The 19,255-nt window shown below is 64.3% G+C and carries 14 protein-coding genes; 1 reads left to right on the top strand and 13 read right to left on the bottom strand.

From position 1 onward, the window contains the following. The first annotated feature begins 84 nt into the window (after window positions 1-84). Entirely contained in the window at window positions 85-2,907 is a 2,823-nt protein-coding gene (locus tag LPW11_RS00380; protein WP_230996146.1) for an MGH1-like glycoside hydrolase domain-containing protein, read from the top strand. A gap of 143 nt (window positions 2,908-3,050) precedes the next feature. Here the strand turns inward: LPW11_RS00380 and LPW11_RS00375 are convergent, their stop codons facing one another. The 13 genes from LPW11_RS00375 to LPW11_RS00315 all read right to left on the bottom strand — a co-directional run bounded on the left by LPW11_RS00375 (window position 3,051) and on the right by LPW11_RS00315 (window position 19,236). Continuing rightward, window positions 3,051-3,443: a hypothetical protein gene (locus tag LPW11_RS00375; protein ID WP_230996145.1), complete on the bottom strand. Its 393-nt coding sequence runs from the start codon at window positions 3,441-3,443 to the stop codon at window positions 3,051-3,053. A gap of 30 nt (window positions 3,444-3,473) precedes the next feature. Beyond that, the gene (locus tag LPW11_RS00370; RefSeq protein ID WP_230996144.1) at window positions 3,474-3,980 is read right to left on the bottom strand and encodes a glycine zipper family protein; all 507 of its coding nucleotides are present in this window, start codon (window positions 3,978-3,980) and stop codon (window positions 3,474-3,476) included. Window positions 3,981-4,082: 102 nt separating this feature from the next. Then, on the bottom strand, window positions 4,083-5,297 hold the full coding sequence (locus LPW11_RS00365) for a cation:proton antiporter (RefSeq protein ID WP_230996143.1): 1,215 nt from the start codon (window positions 5,295-5,297) through the stop codon (window positions 4,083-4,085). 38 nt (window positions 5,298-5,335) lie between these two features. Next, window positions 5,336-7,831, bottom strand: a complete 2,496-nt coding sequence (locus LPW11_RS00360) for a glycogen/starch/alpha-glucan phosphorylase (protein WP_230996142.1) — start codon at window positions 7,829-7,831, stop codon at window positions 5,336-5,338. Window positions 7,832-7,835: 4 nt separating this feature from the next. Continuing rightward, a complete protein-coding gene (locus LPW11_RS00355) occupies window positions 7,836-8,534 on the bottom strand; it encodes a cytidylate kinase-like family protein (protein WP_230996141.1) in 699 nt (232 codons plus the stop codon). Window positions 8,535-8,610: 76 nt separating this feature from the next. Beyond that, the gene (locus LPW11_RS00350; protein WP_230996140.1) at window positions 8,611-9,573 is read right to left on the bottom strand and encodes a hypothetical protein; all 963 of its coding nucleotides are present in this window, start codon (window positions 9,571-9,573) and stop codon (window positions 8,611-8,613) included. Continuing rightward, window positions 9,567-10,304, bottom strand: coding sequence for a potassium channel family protein (locus LPW11_RS00345; protein WP_230996139.1), 738 nt, complete (start codon window positions 10,302-10,304; stop codon window positions 9,567-9,569). The genes LPW11_RS00350 and LPW11_RS00345 overlap by 7 nt, the downstream gene beginning before the upstream one ends. Next, the gene (locus LPW11_RS00340) at window positions 10,301-11,860 is read right to left on the bottom strand and encodes an efflux transporter outer membrane subunit (protein WP_230996138.1); all 1,560 of its coding nucleotides are present in this window, start codon (window positions 11,858-11,860) and stop codon (window positions 10,301-10,303) included. The genes LPW11_RS00345 and LPW11_RS00340 overlap by 4 nt, the downstream gene beginning before the upstream one ends. A gap of 1 nt (window position 11,861) precedes the next feature. Continuing rightward, window positions 11,862-15,041, bottom strand: a complete 3,180-nt coding sequence (locus LPW11_RS00335) for an efflux RND transporter permease subunit (protein WP_230996137.1) — start codon at window positions 15,039-15,041, stop codon at window positions 11,862-11,864. Window positions 15,042-15,053: 12 nt separating this feature from the next. Beyond that, window positions 15,054-16,274 carry an efflux RND transporter periplasmic adaptor subunit gene (locus LPW11_RS00330; protein ID WP_230996136.1) on the bottom strand — a complete coding sequence of 407 codons (1,221 nt, stop codon included), beginning with the start codon at window positions 16,272-16,274 and terminating at the stop codon, window positions 15,054-15,056. 193 nt (window positions 16,275-16,467) lie between these two features. Further along, a complete protein-coding gene (gene ydiK / locus LPW11_RS00325) occupies window positions 16,468-17,610 on the bottom strand; it encodes an AI-2E family transporter YdiK (protein ID WP_230996135.1) in 1,143 nt (380 codons plus the stop codon). Beyond that, window positions 17,607-18,242: a PqiC family protein gene (locus tag LPW11_RS00320; RefSeq protein WP_230996134.1), complete on the bottom strand. Its 636-nt coding sequence runs from the start codon at window positions 18,240-18,242 to the stop codon at window positions 17,607-17,609. Before LPW11_RS00320 ends, ydiK begins: the two co-directional genes overlap by 4 nt. Further along, the gene (locus tag LPW11_RS00315; RefSeq protein ID WP_230996133.1) at window positions 18,232-19,236 is read right to left on the bottom strand and encodes an MlaD family protein; all 1,005 of its coding nucleotides are present in this window, start codon (window positions 19,234-19,236) and stop codon (window positions 18,232-18,234) included. The genes LPW11_RS00320 and LPW11_RS00315 overlap by 11 nt, the downstream gene beginning before the upstream one ends. Window positions 19,237-19,255: the final 19 nt, after the last annotated feature.

The following is a 19,255-nucleotide window of genomic DNA, read 5'->3' as shown; positions in this document are numbered from 1 at the left end:
TTTTTTGCTGTAGATGCTTTTTCGTTACACCTGTTGAGGTAAACGGCGGTGGGATTAAAAGCTCAAAAGAGGAGGGCTCACAGCATGAAAAAATCTGAGAATTCCACTACACCTGCTGAAACTCTTCGCCTGCAGGAAGCACGTGAGCAGCAGGTTCCCTGGCGGAAGTGGGGGCCGTACCTGTCGGAGCGCCAGTGGGGGACGGTGCGGGAGGACTACAGTGATAATGGCGACGCCTGGGACTACTTCAGCCACGACCAGGCCCGCTCCCGTGCCTATCACTGGGGGGAGGACGGGCTGGCCGGCGTCAGCGACGACCACCAGGTCCTCTGCTTCAGTCTCGCACTCTGGAACGGAGAGGACCCGATCCTGAAGGAGCGCCTCTTTGGAGTCACCAACAGCGAGGGGAATCACGGCGAGGACGTCAAGGAATACTACTACTACCTCGACAGCACCCCGACCCACTCATACATGAAGTACCTCTACAAGTATCCGCAGGCCCCCTACCCGTACGACAATCTTTTGGAGAACAACAGGGTGCGCGGCCGCAACGAGCTCGAGTACGAGCTTATCGATACCGGCGTCTTCAGCGAGGACCGGTACTTCGACGTCTTCGTGGAGTACGCGAAGAACTCTCCGACGGACCTGCTGGTGCGTGTGACGGTGGCAAATCGGGGCCCTGAAGCGGCGAAGATCCACCTGCTTCCCACCCTGTGGTTCCGCAACACCTGGTCGTGGAGCGGCGGAGGAAGGAAACCGGTCCTGAAAGCGGTGGATGGTGCCCGCTGCCCCACCGTAGCCGCCTCGCACACGGATGATCTCTTTCGGCAATCCCTCGAGGAGTACTTCCTGTACTGCGACGGTGACCCTTCACTCCTTTTCACCGACAACGAGACGAACAACCAGCGCATCTTCGGCACGCCGAACAGTTCGCCCTATGCGAAGGATGGCATCAACGACTATGTCGTCGGGGGGCGCAAGGGTGCGGTGAACCCGGAGAAAACCGGCACGAAGGTGGCCGCCCACTATCAGGTCACGGTCGGCGCGGGAGAGAGTATCTCGATTTCCCTGCGCCTGAGCGCCGTCCCGCCGGCGGAGATGAGCGATCCCTTCGGCACCGCATTTTCCGGGATTATGGCGGCCCGCCTGGCGGAGGCGGACGACTTCTACCGCGCCATCACTCCCTCCACCGTCAGCGAGGATGAAGCGCGAGTGATCCGCCAGGCGCTGGCGGGGATGCTCTGGAGCAAGCAGTACTTCTACTTCGACCTGAACCAGTGGCTGGACGAGCACAACATCGACCCGATCTCCTCCGATCACAGGGGGGTGCGCAACAGCGAATGGTTCCACATGATAAATGACGACATCATCTCCATGCCCGACAAGTGGGAGTATCCCTGGTATGCCGCCTGGGATCTCGCCTTCCACACCGTGGCCCTGCAGATGGCAGATCCCGATTTCGCCAAGGAGCAGCTGCAGCTGATGACCAGCGCCATGTACCTCCATCCGAGCGGACAGATTCCGGCCTACGAATGGAATTTCAGTGACGTCAATCCTCCGGTGCACGCCTGGGCCTGCCTCTTCATGCACAACATGGGAAAAATTCAGGGACGCCCGCTGGAGGTCGATTTCCTCAAGAGCATCTTCAACAAGCTCTCCATGAACTTCACCTGGTGGGTGAACCGCAAGGACCGCTTCGGCAAGAACGTCTTCGAAGGCGGGTTCCTGGGGCTCGACAACATCGGCATCTTCGATCGCAGCGCACCGCTGCCGACAGGCGGGCATCTTGAACAGGCGGACGGAACTGCGTGGATGGCGCTCTTTTGCCAGAACATGGCGGAGCTCGCCTGCGAGCTCGCCGTGCACGACCCGGTATACGAGGAGATGACAACGAAGTTCATGGAGCACTTCCTGTGGATCGCCGCGGCCATCAACCGTTTGGGGGACGGCAATGCCGGCCTGTGGGATGAGGAGGACGGATTCTACTACGACCTTCTGAGGAAGCCGGACGGCACCGCCGTCCCGCTGAAGGTGCGCTCCATGGTGGGACTTCTCCCCCTTTGCGCCACAACCGTGATCGAAAAGAGGCAGCGTGAGCGATCTCCCCGGGCGACTGCGGCAATCCACGCACGGGTTGCCCGCATGCCTGAGCTGCGCGACACCATCCATGTGACCGGACCGGGGCAGTACGGCGTGGCCGAAAGGGGGATAGCGGCGCTGGTGGACGGGAAGAAGCTGCGCCGGATCCTGAGCCGCATGCTCGACGAGAACGAGTTCCTCAGTCCCTACGGGATCAGGGCTCTTTCCCGCTACCATCTCGATCATCCGTACGAGATGGAGGTTCGACGGGAGCGCTACCAGGTCCGCTACCTCCCCGCCGAATCCGACACCGGGATGTTCGGCGGCAACTCCAACTGGCGCGGCCCCATCTGGATGCCGGTGAACGCCCTCATTATCAGGGCCCTCATACAGTACTACCTGTACTACGGCAACAGCTTTACCATAGAGTGCCCGACCGGGTCGGGGAACATGATGAACCTGTTCGAGATTGCCCGGGAGATCGCCTCGCGCCTTGCACGCATCTTCCTGCGTGACGAAAGCGGGCGCCGCCCAGTCTTTGGCGGAGTGGAGAAGATGCAGAACGATCCTCACTGGCGCGACAACCTCCTCTTTTACGAGTACTTCCACGGCGACAACGGGGCCGGGGTCGGTGCCAGCCATCAGACGGGGTGGACCGGACTGGTCGCACAGCTTATAAACCTGTTCGGTCGACTGAACGCCGAGGACTTTCTGCAACAGGGGCGGGATGGGCAGGGAGTCGGGGCGGCTGCCCCGATAGTACCAGTAGCCGGGGACGAGCCTGGATCTGTCGCGGGCGTTGCGGTACTGCAAAAGAGCAGCACCTGACAGGCGTCTTCTGCTCTGCGGGGGGAAGATACCTTCCCCCGGCGGGCGCTGCCGGGCAGGGAGCAAAAAAGAAGGGCGGCACATCAAGTTGCCGCCCTTCCCATTTCGGATCATGCACGACGCGTATCTGCCACCGGCGTCTGCTACTGCTGGATGCACGTCCCGAACACGATGAAACCCTCGCCGTCTCCCGCAGCGCTCAGTGTCACGTCTCCGGAATCCTCCGCCAGTGCCAGCGTCCATCCGCGCAGCTCCGTCCCGTGCATCACGGTCATCTCACTTACCCGCTCGACGGAGGCGATCTTTGTCTTGCGCGGCACCTGCTTGTCGAGAGAGGTCATGGTCTTCGCCGCGGAGTCTATGCGCACGAAGCGCGGGAGGTTCATCTCCTGCGGGGAGAGATCCACGCACCCCTCGTCGGGGTCGCACTGTATCCCCCTGGTCAGTGCGCAGGTCCACCCGGTATCCGCCCCCCCCGCCTGCGCGGTCGCGAGTAAAACTGTGGCTGCGATCAGCCATGTCGATAGCTTTGTCACGTCTTCCTCCTTTCGCTGCCGCGGGTTTCCCTACTTGACGGTGTACCCTTTCCCTTCGAGGCACGCGCTCCAGGCCCTGTCGTATTCGCCTCTGCCTTTGTCATAGGAGGCCGACTGCTGTTGCTGGTACGCCTCCTGTTCCGATTCGCTGCGCCGCTTGCGGACGCCCCCGACAATACCGCCCGACGCCGCGCCGATGGCGGCCCCCTTGCCTGCATCGCCCGCTATCGCACCGACCGCGGCGCCAAGTGCGGCACCGCCGGCGGCCCCCCGTACCGCTCCCCCTTTCTTCGTCGGGGCGGCCGCAGTGGCGGTCGGCGCCTTCATCGGATCAAAGCCCGATTCCCCCTTGGCCCACTGGTAGCAGGAGTACTTGTCTTTTTCCATCTGGTCCTTGCTCTGCCCCTGCTTCGGGTAGACGTACGGCTCCGCTGCCTCGGCCACCGATCCGGCCAGGACGGCCGCCGCGACGGCAGGGACCACCAGCAGCCGTAACGCCGGCAGCAACATGTGCCTATTGCTCCTCTTTTTGTTCATGCGTCTCTCCTTTCTTGGCATTGCGGGCACCGGGCTCGCACCCCCCATTCCTGCAGGGGGCCGGGGCTCCATGCCCGGTATCAGTTGACCCCCTCCCGGGGGCTACTCCTTCTCGGCGACGGCGGCGCTTTTCGCCTCCTTTCCGGCATACAGCTCGATCCCCGGAGTCGCGCTCGCACCGTGCAGGAAGATGCTCAGAAGAACCGTCACTATGACCGCCAGCCTGATCGTTTCCTCCCCCGGCAGGTGTGCCTCCTGTTCCAGGAAGACGAGGCCAAGGACGATGGAGGCGAGCCCCCGTGGCCCGAACCATCCGATGAAGAGGACTGTGGCGGCGCTCAGCCCTGTACCTGCCAGCGAGAGGGCCACCGGCAGCATCCGCACCGCGGTCAGGCTTGCCACCGCGTACACGAGGTGGCTCATGTTGAAGTGGCTGAAGGAAAAGACCCCGACGAGGCCGAGAAAAAAGAAGACAAAGTAGCCAAAGAGCTGCCCCCACCCCTCGGTGAACTCTATGCTGAGGGGACCGGCATCCCTGAATCCCACCTGAACCGTCAGGCCGGCGCAAAAGGCGGCTATGAAGACACTTCCCCCGACCGGTATGCAGGCGATCATGGCGAGAATAGGGACCATGGCAAAACCCAGCTGCTGCACCGGTTCGGCCATCCACCCCCTGCGGCAGGCAAGCCCGAGCAGGACACCGCCGATGAGCCCTGCACCACCCCCTGCGACCCCCCCCATCACCAGCTGCTCGAACAGATAGCGCAAAAGGGCCGCGCCGCCACCCTCGGTCACCGCCTTCGCCTCCGCGATGAAGAACATGAGGAAGGGTACCGAAAGACCGTCGTTCAGCCCCGCCTCCACATTGAGCGCCTGCCGTATCGGCTTTGGCACCCGCGGGCTCTGCACGATCACCTCCCCGAGCCCGGCATCGGTGGGAGCGAGAATGGCTCCAAGTATCCCTGCTTCCCACAGCGAAAGGGTTGGGAAGATGACGCGGGCGGCGAGGGCGCCGAGGAGGATCGTCAGGAGCATGCCGACGGTGAGAAGGCGGAGTTGGACCCGTTCGGGGCTGCGGATGCTCTTGAGGTTAATGCGGCTGGCGTCGGTGAAGAGGAGCATCACAAGGCCGAGCTCGGCGAGCTTCAGCATGCTCTGCCGCTCAACGTCGATCTCGCGCACCCCCGGCAGTGCGAGGACGAGTGCCACCCCGCCCGCGGTAAAGAGCATCGGCGGGGTGATGACAGTTTTGCGCAAGCGCTCGGAGATGAGGCTGTAGAAGAAGACGATTATGAAAAAGGCGGAGGCGATGATCATCCGCTGGGCTCCTCACGATCCTCCCGTCACGGGAGGCCCTACTGCGGCACGGGGGAGGCGTGCCAGATCTGCGAGCAGTACTCCGCTATTGCCCGGTCGGAGGAGAATTTTCCCATGCGGGCCACGTTCAGTATGGACATCTCCCTCCATCTCCCGCGGTCTGCAAACGCGGCATCTACCCTGTCCTGGCAGTCGATGTAGTCCTGGTAGTCCGCCAGCAGGAGATAGTCGTCGCTCCCCATCAGGTGGTCCACCAAGGGGCGGAAGAGGCTCCTGTCGCCGCCGGAGAAGACTCCGGAGGCGATGCTGTCAATCGCTTCCCTGAGGGGGGCGTTCCCCTCGTACAGCGGGTATGGCCGGTATCCTCCCGACTTCAGGGAGAGCACCTGGGGCGCGTCGAGGCCAAAGAGGAAGAAGTTCTCCGCGCCCACCTCCTCCCTTATCTCGATATTCGCGCCGTCGAGGGTCCCGATGGTGAGGGCGCCGTTCAGGGAGAATTTCATGTTCCCGGTTCCGGACGCCTCCTTCCCCGCCGTGGAGATCTGCTCGGAGAGGTCGGCGGCGGGGTAGACGAGTTGGCCGTGGGTGACGTTGAAATCAGGGAAGAAGACCACCTTGAGCCGACCGGCGACGTCGCTGTCGCTGTTCACCATCGCGCCGACGGAGTTGATGAGCTTCACGATGAGCTTCGCCATGTAGTAGCCGGGCGCGGCCTTGCCGCCGAAGATGAAGGTGCGCGGGGTGATGTGCACGCCGGGATCGCGCTTGATCCTGTTGTAGAGCGTGACGATGTGGAGCACCTTCAGGTGCTGGCGCTTGTACTCGTGGATCCTCTTCACGAGGACGTCGAAGAGGCTCCCCGGATCCACCTCTATACCGGTGCGATCCCGGATGAGAGCGGCAAGGCGGGCCTTGTTCGCGGTCTTTACCTGTTGCCAGCGCTGCTGGAAGAGGGGGTCCTTCGAGTACTTTTCCAGCCCCCGCAGGGCGTCGGGGTGGCTTACCCACCCCTCGCCGATCTTCTCGGTGATGAGCTCTGCAAGCCCCGGGTTGGCAAGGACCATCCAGCGGCGGGGGGTGACGCCGTTGGTAACGTTGCAGAATCGTTCCGGGAAGAGCTCGTGGAAATCCTTGAGCACCGTCTCCTTCAGGAGTTCGCTGTGCAGCGCCGCCACGCCGTTTATGGTGTGGCTCCCCACGCACGCCAGATGCGCCATGCGCACGTAGCGCCCGCCACTCTCGTCGATGATGGAGACGCGGGCGATCCGCCCGTCGTCCCACTGCCGGGTGCTGCGCACCTCGTCGAGGAAGCGCTGGTTGATCTCGTAGATGATCTCCAGGTGCCGGGGGAGGAGAGCGGCGAAGGTCTCCAGGGGCCATTTTTCCAGCGCCTCGGGGAGGAGCGTGTGGTTTGTGTAGGCCACCGCCTTCCGGGTTATCTCCCACGCCGCCTCCCATTCACAGCCGTGCTCGTCCACCAGAAGTCGCATGAGCTCTGCAACCGCGATGGAGGGGTGGGTGTCGTTCATCTGGATGGCGAAGCTTTCGGCAAAGGTGTCGAGGCTCCTCCCCCGCAGCAGGTGTATCCTGATCATGTCCTGCAAGGAGCAGGAGACGAAGAAATACTGCTGCACGAGGCGCAGCTTCTTTCCCGCCTCCACGCCGTCGTTCGGGTAGAGGACCTTCGTCACCGTCTCCGAACGGACCTTCTCGTCGACCGCGCGGTAGTAGTCCCCCACGTTGAAGGCACCGAGGTCGAAGGCCTCCAGCGCCTCCGATTTCCAGAGGCGCAAGAGGTCGGTCATCCCGGAGCGATAGCCGGCAACGGGGGTGTCGTAGGCGATACCCCTGAATCCCTGGTGCGGCACCCAGCGCACCGTGACGCGCCCCTTCCCGTCGGTGACCCGCTCGGTGTGTCCCCCCATGTGCACCGTGTAGGAGATCTCCGGGCGGCAGATCTCCCACGGGTTCCCCATCCGCAGCCAGAGATCGCTCTTCTCCACCTGCCACCCGTCCCTGATCTCCTGGTCGAATATGCCGAACTCGTAGCGGATGCCGTAGCCGATGGCGGCAATCCTCAGGGTGGCAAGGGAGTCGAGATAGCAGGCGGCGAGCCTCCCGAGCCCGCCATTGCCAAGCCCCGGTTCCTCTTCCTCGAGGAGAAGCAGGTCCAGATCCTGGCCAAGCTGCGCCACCGCCTCGCGCACCGGCTCCATGATCCCCAGGTTCACCAGGTTGTTGCCGAGGTGCGGTCCCATCAGGAATTCCGCGGAGAGATAGGAGACGATCTTCTGGGTCCGATCCCCCAGCTGATCCATTGTCTTTATCCACTCGTCGAGCATGCGGTCCCGCACCGCATATGCCACAGCCATGTACCAGTCGTGGCTGCTGGCAAGCGCGACGGTGCGCCCCTGGGTGAAGTAGAGGTGATCGCGGATCCCTTCCTTCAGCTCCGCGGCGCTTGTCCCCCTGCGGGAATCCCTCTCCGATTCGAAGTACTCTGCCCGTTCGCTGGCGATCTGTTTTTCTGCCATACATTCACCCCTCGTTCTTGAAGACGTATCCCGCGATGATCCTGGCGATCTCCTTATGGGGGATCGAGCCGTTGTTGAAGATCATGTGGTAGTACAGCGGCTGGTGCTCGTCGGCATCCAGGAGGTTGCGGATCATGCGGTCCCGCTCCTTCTGCTGTTCGGCGACGATCGTCTCCGCGTCCTGTTTCGGCACCTCCATGCGGCGGGCGATGGAGCGGACCTTGAAGTCGTGGTCGGCTATCAGCCGGAAGTGGAAGCAGTTGTGCATGGAGCGGGTGATGATGGCAGCCCCGAGCCCCACGAAGACGACGTTTCCGAGCCGTGCGAGGGTGACCACCTGCTCGCACAGGAGGCGGTAGTACTCGGAGTCAGTTTTCCAGTGGGCGGAGAAGGTGGCGAAGAGGTCGTCGAGCCAGCGGCTCTTGTGCCCGAGGGAGAGCATCTGGTCCTCGGAGATGTTGTGCTCCTTTGCCACCGCGTCGAGAAGCGATATGTCCGCAAGGAGCCAGCGCTCGTCACTCTTCCTCTCCGCGATCGACACCAGCTCTTCCGCGACCGGGTACGCCTCGCATCCGAACTCGCGTGACAGGGTGATGACCGGCTTCGGGGCTGCACCAGGTACGAGTGACCTCGCCCGGGCGCTCAGATCGTGGTAGGCCCTCAGTCTCTGCTCCAATGACGGCGTAAACACTGTGTCTGGCATGATTTCCTCCTTTGCGCCGGCGAGGCTCCTTCTTCCCGTGCGCGGGCGCCGTGCGGGGCGCCCCGCAATGACGGGGCTAGCTGTGGATCGTGCAGAACTCCTCCCCCTTGAGGGAAACCAGGAGCACCACGAGCGTGCGCCCCTCGGTGTTGCGCAGCTCCGCGAGGGTGAGTTCCGGCACGGCGCCGGGGCCGCGCTTTATCCCCATGCGGTCGATGAAGAGGGTCTCGCTGGTGGCCCACAGATGCTCCTCTGCCTGCCCGAGTACTCTGGTGACCGTGCCGAGGTAGCTTTCGAGCACCCTATCGTCCCCCCCGAGTTCCCCAAGCTGCGCCTCGATCTCCCGCAGACGCTCCTCCACATCCGCCACCGCGAGCTGCTCCTCTACCGACCCCCGGGCAAAGCCGAACTCCCCCTCCTGCAGCAGGTTCAGCTTCGCCTGGAGGAGCGTGCGTCTCTTCTCAAGGCCGGTCAGCTCCCCCTTGAGGTGCGTCAGCCTCCTCAGGGCGAGGCTCAGGAGATGGTCGTAGGCGCGCCGCATGAGTAAGCGGCGCGTCATCCCCTCGTCACCTGAGGGGTCGAGGAGACGGTGGTTCTCGAAGGTGACCGCGACCTGGGGGACGTCGCGCAGCACGATCGAGCCGGAAAGCTCGGCCCCGAAGGAAGTCGTTTCACGCTTCTCCATGGCAAGTAGCGCGTATGTCGTGGCGGCCCCCCCTGCGCGCCTGAACTCCTTCAGGCTGCGGTCATTGGCAAAGACCCCTCTCAACTCCTCGGACGAGATGAAAAACGGCTTCAGAGCGGGGTCGTCATAGCTTGCCGCGGTGACGGGGAGAGGGGGGGAGAGGGCGGTCACCAGGCCCCGCACATGCTCAAGGGCATGGTGCACTGCGGGGGCAAGCTTTCTCCGGTACCCGGACACCCCTCGCAGCCACGGATCGGTCCCGTCGACCGCGCGCTCGATCGCCTGCTTCACGATTGCCTCGCTGATCCCCGTTTCCTCGTCGCTTCCAAAGAGTGCCTGCAGCAGTTTCAGCATCCCTCACCTCCCTTCCCGTCCCCATCCCAGGGGACCCGGCTCCCCCCTCTCTCCTCGTGCGAAGCCTCCAGCGAGACAAGCCGTGCGAGAAGAGTGGCGGGGTAGAGCTGACCCACGAGAGCCTCGGCGACGGCAAACATGCGGGAAATGTCGTGGCTCGGGGTAATGTCGCCGTATCCCACGGTAGTGAGGGTGACGAAGCTGAAGTAGACGAAGCGCTCCTGGCGTTCCGCTCCCGCCGGGACGTTCATGGTGAAGGCTCCCGGAATCGTCTGGTCCAGGAGGGTGTACAGGATCGACCAGGTGATGCCAAAGAGGAGATAGGCCGCTATCGCCCCGCGTATGAGGTGCGCGGTCACCTGCCTTTCCTCCATAAAGACCTGCATGAGGACCACGCACGTCAGCACTGCCATAAAGATGAGAGAGGCCCAGCTGCTCCAGCGCTCCAGCGCGGGGGAGGGGATGAGATGGGTCAGCCAGCGCAGCATGATGGCGACGAGGGCAGCTCCCCCAGCCAGAAACCTCAACTCGACGCAGCGAGAGATTTTCGCCACCCCGGCCACCATAACCAGTGTGAAGACGAGGCTGTTAATCGGCCGTGAGGGGAGCCGGTCCAGAAAGGGCCCGAGCAGCAGGGATAAGAAAAGGAAGAGCAGGAAGATGGAGAGCCCTTCCTCTCCGAGGAATCGTCCCCAAAAGGAGCTGCAGATTCCCTTCACGGCTCCTTTCATGGAAGGGGTCCCTTTCCCTGCTCGCCGGCCGGTGTGACCGCTGGCGCCGGAGTCGAGGGTGGCGGTGCGGCGGCGGGTGGTGCCGGCGCCGCGGCGGGGGCGGCAGGAGGCGCCTGCACCGGGACGGTCGCACCCGTTTCCGAAGGGGGGGGCACGGTTGCCCTGTCGGCGGCAGTGACCCACCCTCCGCCCATCGCCTTGTACAGGTTGACGTAGGCTGTGTAGAGGGCGGCCTTCACCTGGACCAGTGTGAGCTCCGCGGGAAAGAGCTGCTGCTGGGCGCTCAGCACGGTAAGGTACGGCACGTACCCCCCCTCGTACTGGAGCTTCGCCAGCCGTTCGTATTCGCGCCCGGCTATTACCAGCCTCTGCTGCGCCTCGATCTGCCCCGCCAGCTTCTGGCGCGCCACGAGGGCGTTTTCCACGTCGGCGAAGGCGCTCTGGATCGCGGCCTGGTATCCTACGATCGCAGCCTCCCGTGCCGCCTCGGTCTGCCGGACCTGCCCGGAGATCGCGCCGGCCGTGAAGAGGGGGCCGGTGATCGATCCGGCATAGCTCCAGATGCGTGCGGGGCCCTCGAAGAGCCCGGAGAGGCGCGAGCTCTCGTAGCCGTAGCTGCCGGTGAGGGCAATGGTGGGGAAGTACAGCGCCTTGGCGGCCCCTATGAGGGCGTTTGCCGCGATGAGGTTCTGCTCAGCCTGGCGCAGATCGGGACGGCGCTCCAGCAGCTGGGAGGGGAGCCCTGCCGGAACGGCGGGGCATCCGAGCTCGGAGAGCATCTTCCCCCGCGGGATCCCCCCCGGGTTGCGCCCCAGGAGGATGGAGATGGCGTGCTCGGTCTGGGCGATCTGGTTCTCCAGCTGGGGGATGGTCGCCGCCGCTGTTTCGTACTGGGTGCGGGCCTGCTCCACCTCCATCTGGGAGATCTGGCCGTAGTGGAACTGCAGCTCGAAGAGCCGCACCCCCTCCGCGTAAGAGGCGAGGTTGCGGTTGGCGACGAGAAGCTGCTCGTCCAGGCCGCGCAGCTGCAGATAGCCGCCCGCCACAGAGGCGACGAGGGAGAGGACGACGCCGCGCCGGGCCTCCTCCGAGGCAAAGAGCTGCGCCCGGGCCGATTCGGAGAGTCTCCTGATCCGCCCCCAGAGGTCGAGCTCCCAGCTTGCCCCGGCGAGGACCTGCACCGAGTTGTACGGGTTGGTCAGCCCGGAGGGGAGGGGGACCCCACTCGATTCGCTCCCCCGCTGCCGCGCAGCCAGGGCGTCGTACCCGACCTGAGGAAAGAGCGGAGAGCGGGTCTGGGTGAGGATCGCTGCGGCCTGTTCCACATTGGCTGCGGCGATCTTCAGGTTCTTGTTGTGCGCCAGCGCCTCGGCGATCAGCCCGTCAAGGACCGGGTCGCCGAACGCCTTCCACCATTCCGTGTCCGCTGTATCGCGCGCATCCTTCTCCTCGAAGTGGAACGATTGCGGCGCATCGACCGGCGGGCGCCGGTAGTCCGGCCCCACCATGCAGCCGCACAGGGAGGCGGCGATTATCCATACCCAGAGTCGACGCATGTCACTCACCTCCTTCAGCTGCGGGATGCGGACCCTCCGGGTGCGGCTCGGATACCTTCTTCTCCTTCTTGCGCTCGGCGAGCGTGTCAAAGAGGTAGAAAAAGAGCGGAACGTACAGCATCGCGAGGGTCGCTTCGCCGATCATCCCCCCCATGATCCCGGTGCCGATGGAGTGGCGCGCGTTCGCCCCGGCGCCGGTGGCGAGCGCGAGGGGTAGCACGCCGAAGATGAAGGCAAGCGAGGTCATGATGATGGGGCGGAAGCGCTCCTCCCCGGAGCGGACCGTCGCATCCATGATGGAAAGTCCCTGCTCGCGCAGCTCGACCGCGAAGGTCACCCTCAGCACCGCGTTCTTGGCACCGAGACCGATGAGGACGAGGAGCCCGATCTGGAAGTACACGTCGTTGCTCAACCCGCGCGCCCAGTTGAAGAGGAGGGCGCCGAGGATACCGAAGGGAACCGCGGTCATGACCGATCCCGGCATCGTCCACGACTCGAACTGGGCTGCCAGGAGGAGAAAGACGATGATGAGGCCGAAGGCGAAGGCGGCAGCGGAGGTACCCCCCGACTTCTTCTCCTCGTAGGCCATGCCGGACCAGTCGAAGCCGTAGCCGGCCGGGAGCACCTCCTGTGCCACCTCCTCCATCACCTTGATCGCCTCGCCGGAGCTGAATCCCGGCGCCGCGTTCCCGGTTACCTGAGCCGCGGGAAAGCCGTTGAAGTGCGGGATGAGATCGGGGTTTGTGACGTAGGAGGTGGTAACGAGCGCCGAGAGCGGCACCATCTTCCCGTTGGTGGAACGGGTGTACACCCGGGTGATGTCGGCGGGGGTGCGCCGGTATGAGGCGTCGGACTGCAGGATCACGTTCCACACCCGGCTGTACTCGTTGTACTGGCTGACCTGTATGGAACCGAACTGCGCCTGCAGCGCGGAGTAGACGTCGGAGATCGGCACCCCGAGAAGGACCGCCTTGGCGCGGTCGACCTCCGCGCGCAGCTGCTGGGAAGAGGCGCGGAAGGTGCTGTTCAAGCCTGTGAGCTGGGGTCGCTGGCGCGCCTTTGCCAGGAACTGCTGAGTGAGCTCGTTCAGCCGCGCGGGGTCTCCGCTCCCCTTGTCCTGGATCCAGAACTCGAAGCCGCCGGTGGTGCCGATCCCGGGGATGGCGGGTGGCGGGATAGGAATGGTGGTCCCCTCCGGTATGCCGCGCGCACCGGCGGCGATGGACTTCAGGACCGCTTGGGCGTTCTCCTTCCTTGCCCGGTCGCTGGAGGCGTACCTGTCCTTGAAGTCCTTCAGCGTCACGAAGAAGGTGGCGGTGTTCGGCTTGTACTGGCTGTCGATGAGGCTGTAGCCGTTGATGATGGTGCGGTTCAGCACCGCGGGGTTCTGCGCGAAGAGGGCGTCGACCTTTTCCGTCATCTTCACCGTGCGGTTCAGGCTCGCCGCGTCAGGGAGGAGCACCTGGGTGAAGAGGTACCCCTGGTCCTCGTTCGGAACGAAGCTTGTCGGTATGGTGCGGAAGAGGTGCACCAGGGCAAATATCATCACCGCCAGGAGGATGAAGGCGACCGACATCCTCTTTATCATCAGAACGACGGCGTCGCCGAACTTGAGGGTGAACTTGTCGAAGGCCCGGTTGAACCAGGCGAAAGGCCCCTTCTGCGGGGGGGGCTTGTGCTTCAGCATGAAGCCGCACATGGCCGGGGTCAGGGTGAGGGCGACGAACCCGGAGAGGGCGACGGAGACGACGATGGTGATGGCGAACTGCTTGTACAGCTGCCCTGTGGTCCCCGGGAGGAAGGCCGCCGGAATGAAGACGGAGGCCATGACGAGCACGACCGCGACGAGGGAGGTGCCGATCTGCTCCATGGCGAGGATCGTCGCCTCCTTCGGCGCCAGGTGCTTCTTCATCATGTTGCTCTCCACGTTCTCCACGACGACGATGGCGTCGTCCACCACCATCCCGATGGCGAGGACTATCCCGAAGAGGGTGAGGAGGTTGATGGAGAAGCCGAGCGCCAGCATCCCGGCGAAGGTCCCGATGAGGGAGACGAAGATCGCCACCGTGCAGATGATGGTGGAGCGGAAGCTCTGCAGGAAGAGGTAGACCACGAGGACGACCAGCACGATAGCCTCGAAGAGGGTGTGGATGACCTCCTCGATGGAGAGGCGCACAAACTCCGTCGTGTCCAGCGCTATGGTGTACTCGATCCCGGCGGGGAGGGTCTTCTTCAGGTCCTCCATGACCTTGCGCACACCCTTGGAGACCTCGAGACCGTTGGCTCCCGCCTGCTGGTACACGATGATCGGGGTGGCGGGGGCGCCGTTCAGGCGGTTGTCGTCGATGTACAGGCGCCTGCCGGTCTCGGCCCGGGCCACGTCCTTCACCCGCACGATGGCGCTCCCGTCAGGGTTGGCGCGCAGGATGATGTTCTCGTACTCGGAGGGCTGCACGAAGGGAGACTGGGTCACCACCGGGAAGGTCATCTCCACCTTCCCGTCGTTCGGCTGCGACCCGAGCTGCCCCGCGCCGAAGAGGGCGTTCTGGTTGGAGACCGCGGTCTGGACGTCGGAGGTGGTGATGCCGAGGGAGGCCATGCGGTCGGGGTTCATCCAGATGCGCATCGCCTGGTCCGGCACCCCGAATATCTGCGCCTGCCCGGCTCCGTTTACCCTCTTTATGGCGTCGAGCACATAGACGTTCGTGTAGTTTCTCACGTACTCCGGCGTGTAGCGCCCGTCCTTGTTGTAGAGGGTGATGATCATGAGGGGGCTGGAGGACTTCTTCTGCACGGAGACGCCGTACTGCTTCACCGCCTCCGGCAGCTGCGGCATCGCCAGGTTCACCCTGTTTTGCACGTCGACCTGGGCGAGGCTCGGGTCGGTATCCAGGGTGAAGAAGACGGTGATCGTCATCTGCCCCGTGTTGGAGCTCGTGGAGGTCATGTAGATCATGTTGTCGGCGCCGTTTATCTGCGCCTCGATGGGGGCCGCCACCGAGTCCCCGACCGTCTTTGAATCGGCGCCGGGGTAGGTGGTGGTGACCTGGATCTGCACGGGGGTGATGTTGGGGTACTGGGCCACCGGGAGCATCTTCATGGCCACCAGCCCGGCGATGACGATGATGAGGGAGACGACGGTGGCGAAGATCGGCCGCTCGATAAAGAACCTGGAGAACATGGGCCCCTCCTCTCAATTCGTCTTCGTTGCCGGGACGGTGCCTGCCGATGCGGCCTTCGGGGCACCTGCCGCCGGCTCTGCCCCTGCCTGTCGCACGGTCACCGGGATCCCCGGCCGCAGGGCCATGCCGCCGTCCACCACGACGATCTCGCCGGCGCGCAACCCCTGGGAGATGAACCACTCGTCACCGTTTAAGTCCCCTACCTGCACCGGGCGCGACTCCGCCTTCTTGTCCGGGGTCACCACCCATACGAAGTGCCCCTTCGCTCCCTGCTGCACCGCGCGCTGCGGGACGCTGATGGCGTTTACCCGGGTCGCCCCCTTCACCCGGGCCCGGACGTACTGGTTCGGGCGCAGCAGCCCCTTCGGATTGTCCACGGAGGCACGCAGCAGGAAGGTACCGGTCTGGGCGTTGTACGAGGGGGCGGCGAAGGTGATACGCCCCGCATGGGGATAGATCGAACCGTCGACGAGAACCACCTCGATCTCGTAGCTGTCGTTCGGCGGAGGCCTCATGGCGCCGCTGGCGATCTGGTCACGGTACTTCTTCAGCTCGTTTTCCGAGAGGCTGAAGTTCACCCACATCGGAGAGAGGGCCGCCACAGTGGTGAGCTGGCTGTTCATGGCGTTCACGTAGCCGCCGTCCTGCTGCATGGCCGCTCCGGTGATTCCCGTCACGGGAGAGACGATGGTGCAGTAGGAGAGATTCAGCTTCTCCGTCTCCAGCTGCGCCTTCGCCATCTCCACCGCGGCCGCGGACGATTCGAAGGTGCCGGTGGCATCGTCGAGGTCCTTCTGGGAGAGGGCCTTTTTCTCCGCCAGAGGCTTCGTGCGCTCCAGATTGAGCCGGGCGGTCTCCATCGCAGCCTTCTGGCGCGCCAGCGCCGCCTTCGCCGCGTTCAACTGGGCCACGAACGGCTTCTTGTCCATGAGGAAAAGGACGTCCCCTTCCTTCACGATCGCCCCCTCGGTGTACACCCGCCTGTCCAGGAAGCCGCTCACCCGCGCCTGGATGTTCACCTGGCGCGAGCTCTGCGTCTGCCCCACGTATTCAAAGACGACCGGGGTGTCCCTGGCGACGACGGTGGTGGCGACGACGCTCGGAGGGGGGGGCGCGGCGGCCTTCTCCTTCTGGTGGCATCCGCACAGCGCCAGCGCCGCAACACCAAGGGCCGTGGCTGCAACGACGGAAGGCGGCCACTGCGCAAACTGGAGACCTCGGATACTCTTCATACGACCCCCTTGAGCTTCCCGGAGAAGCTTCCTCTCCTTTTTACCCTCGCATTCGATCGTCTACAGCTCTCCTCTTTCGCGATCGTTTGCGTCGGCGTCATCACGCTTTCGAGCTTTACTTCGTCATCGATGGAGAACCCGCTCCGTCCGGGGACGCGGCGAGCCACTCGATCGGCCTCGCCCCCGGCTCCCTCTACAGGGGGTGTCGCCCCCGTTCCACCACAGGCGCGGCTTCCACCGCGGGCTCGTCAGCCTCCTGCACCGCTTCTTCCATTCCTCCGTCCGTCCCTTCCAGGACCCACGCCTTCAGGAGGGTGAAGGTCACCGCCAGCATGACCGGACCGATGAAGAGCCCGATGACGCCGAAGGTGATCAGCCCGCCGATGACGCCGGCGAAGATCAGGACGAGGGGGAGATCGGCTCCCTTCTTGATGAGGAAGGGGCGGATGAAGTTGTCCACGATGCCCACCAGGAAGGCCCACACGAGGAGGATCGTCCCCCAGAGAGGCTCGTCTTTCCAGTAAAGCCACCCCGCCGACGGGAAGAGGACGAGGCCGGGGCCGATCTGGGCGACGCAGAGGACGAACATGACGGCGGTGAGTATCCCCACCGCGGGGACCCCCGCCACCGTCAGCCCGATCGCTCCGAGAATCGCCTGAATGATCGCGGTGACCACCACCCCGAGGGCGATACCGCGGACCGCTTTCGCGGCGAGAACTGCCGCTGCTTCACCGTCTTTCCCCCCCACCTTCCGGGCAAAGAGACAGACCCCCTTCGCGGCCTGCTCCCCCCCCGCGTAGAGCACTGCACTGATGATCGTGGTCAGAAGGAACTGCACGACCATCATGAGAAGGCCGCCGAGCTGTGTGATGAGCCAGCCTACCACCCTCTTCACATAGGGGGCGAAGCGCTCCGACAGTTCCGCCTGGTTCGCCGCCGCAAAGGTGTGCCAGCGCGCCGCCACTTTTCCCCCGACGATCGGGAGCCTCTCTACCCATTCCGGCGGGGGGGGAAGGGGGCGGGCGGCGAGCGACTTGCTGAGGGCGACGACGTCGTCGGCGCGTCCGACGATCGCGACGATAGCCAGCGCGAAGGGGATGATGAAGACGAGGAGGAGCCCGAGGGTCATGACGGTGACGGCGAGCCAGCGCTTCCCGCCGAGGCGACCCTGTACCCGCAGCATCAGCGACCACGTCGTCACAACTATCATCGTCGCCCACACGAGGGCGGTGAGGAAGGGGCGCAGTATGGAGAAGCAGGCGCTGATGAGGACGACGATGAAGAGGACCGCGAGCGTGATGCGTACCACGTCCTGGTTTTCTGTCGTTGCTGTCATCTGGGGGCTCCAGTCTTATCGGCCGCTCTCTCCGCCGGGGCTATATCCCGCGCAATGGCGATACTTACCTGCTCCAGCACCTTGCTCACCGCGGCGACGACCGTCTGGTACTGGCGATCCTTTACCGGGGCGGTAAAGGTGCCCCCCTGCACGGAGACGCTCTTCCCCTCACCTGGGCAGCGGACCAGCCACTGGGCTCTCATGAAGACCGATTCGCCGGGGGTGCAGTCGAGGCGGAGAATGCGCAGCGCGACGGTGTAGTCCGCCTTCTCCCCCTGCACACTACGATTGCTGTAGACCCTCTCCGTCCCGAGGAGCCGGGAAAGGTCCTCCGCCACGACCGCCGTGATGTCGTCGGCCAGCGAGCCGGCCCATCTGTCGAATTCCGCGAGCACCAGCTCGTTGTGACCGCTCCTCGTCACGATCTGGGGGCGGTCGAGGTAATCGGGGATGTCGACCGGCCTGACGAAGACCGACACCGGGGCGGCCGGCGTGGCAGTCCGTTCGACCTGCCGCTCCCCGACCGGATGGAGGGTGTAGAAGCGGGTGTGGGGGGAGCTTGCGCAGCCGGCGAGGCAGAGGGTAAGGGCACCGGCAATGCTTCCGGCCAGCAGCGGGAATCTACCTGCCATCACGACCTCCTTCGCTCCCCTTGCCGCGGATCAGGGCCTCCGGGTGGCGTTCCAGGTAATCGGAGAGCTGCCGGAACGACCGGGTCATCGCCGAGAGGTCGCGCATCGTCCTGTCCATCTGGGCCATCATCTCCGAGTCGTCCGAGTAAGAGCGCAGCGTGTGTTCCGACTGTTTCAGGGCAGTCTGCGCCGCCTCCAGGGTCTTCTGGGTGGAGGCGGCCAGCTCCTTTATCCCTCCGCGCACGACGACCGCCGTCTCCTGCGTTTCCTTCAGGGTCGCCTGCGCCTCTTCGGAGGTCTTCGCGAGACTCTCGGTGAGGGGACCTACCCTGCCGTTCAGGTTGCGCACCAGCCCCTGGATGTCCTGCAGGGCCACGTCGATGTTCTTCGTGGTCTTCTCCACGTTGACGGAGGAGATGACCCGGTCCACCCCGGCGATGGCACGGTTCAGGTTCTCCACGATCTCCCTCAGGGGAAGGTCCTGCACCGTCTTTTGCAGCTCCTCGAGCGGGGTAGGGACACTCGGGATCTCCGGGTACGTCTTGATGAGACCGACGAACCTGGCGGGCTTGGAGGGGAAGAAGTCGAGGGCGACCATGAGCTGCCCCGTCACAAAGCTCATGGACTGGAGCTGCGTCCTGAGGCCGTAGGTCGTCACGGCCCTCTTGATGCTGCTGGGGTCCCCGCGCTGGAACTCGGCGCGCGTACCCTTGAACTTGGCGGGGTCGATGACGAAGACGACCGGAATCTTCAGGGCCTTAGTCGACTCGTCCATGATGATGCTGATATCGGAGACGGAGCCGACCTTCACGCCGCGGAAGGTGACGGGGGAGCCGACGTTCAGCCCCTTTACCGACCCCTCGAAATAGGTGAGATAGGTGTTTTGCTTCGTGAAGAACTTGCCGGCTCCGAAGACCAGTACCGCAGCGACAAGGAGGACGACGGCCCCGAGGACGAATGCGCCGATCGATACCTTGCTGACCTTAGTGCCCATTGGAACCCCCTTTTCCGCT

The organism is Geomonas sp. RF6, from assembly GCF_021044625.1.
Taxonomy (GTDB): Bacteria; Desulfobacterota; Desulfuromonadia; order Geobacterales; family Geobacteraceae; genus RF6.
This window is presented reverse-complemented; position numbering and strand designations above follow the sequence as displayed.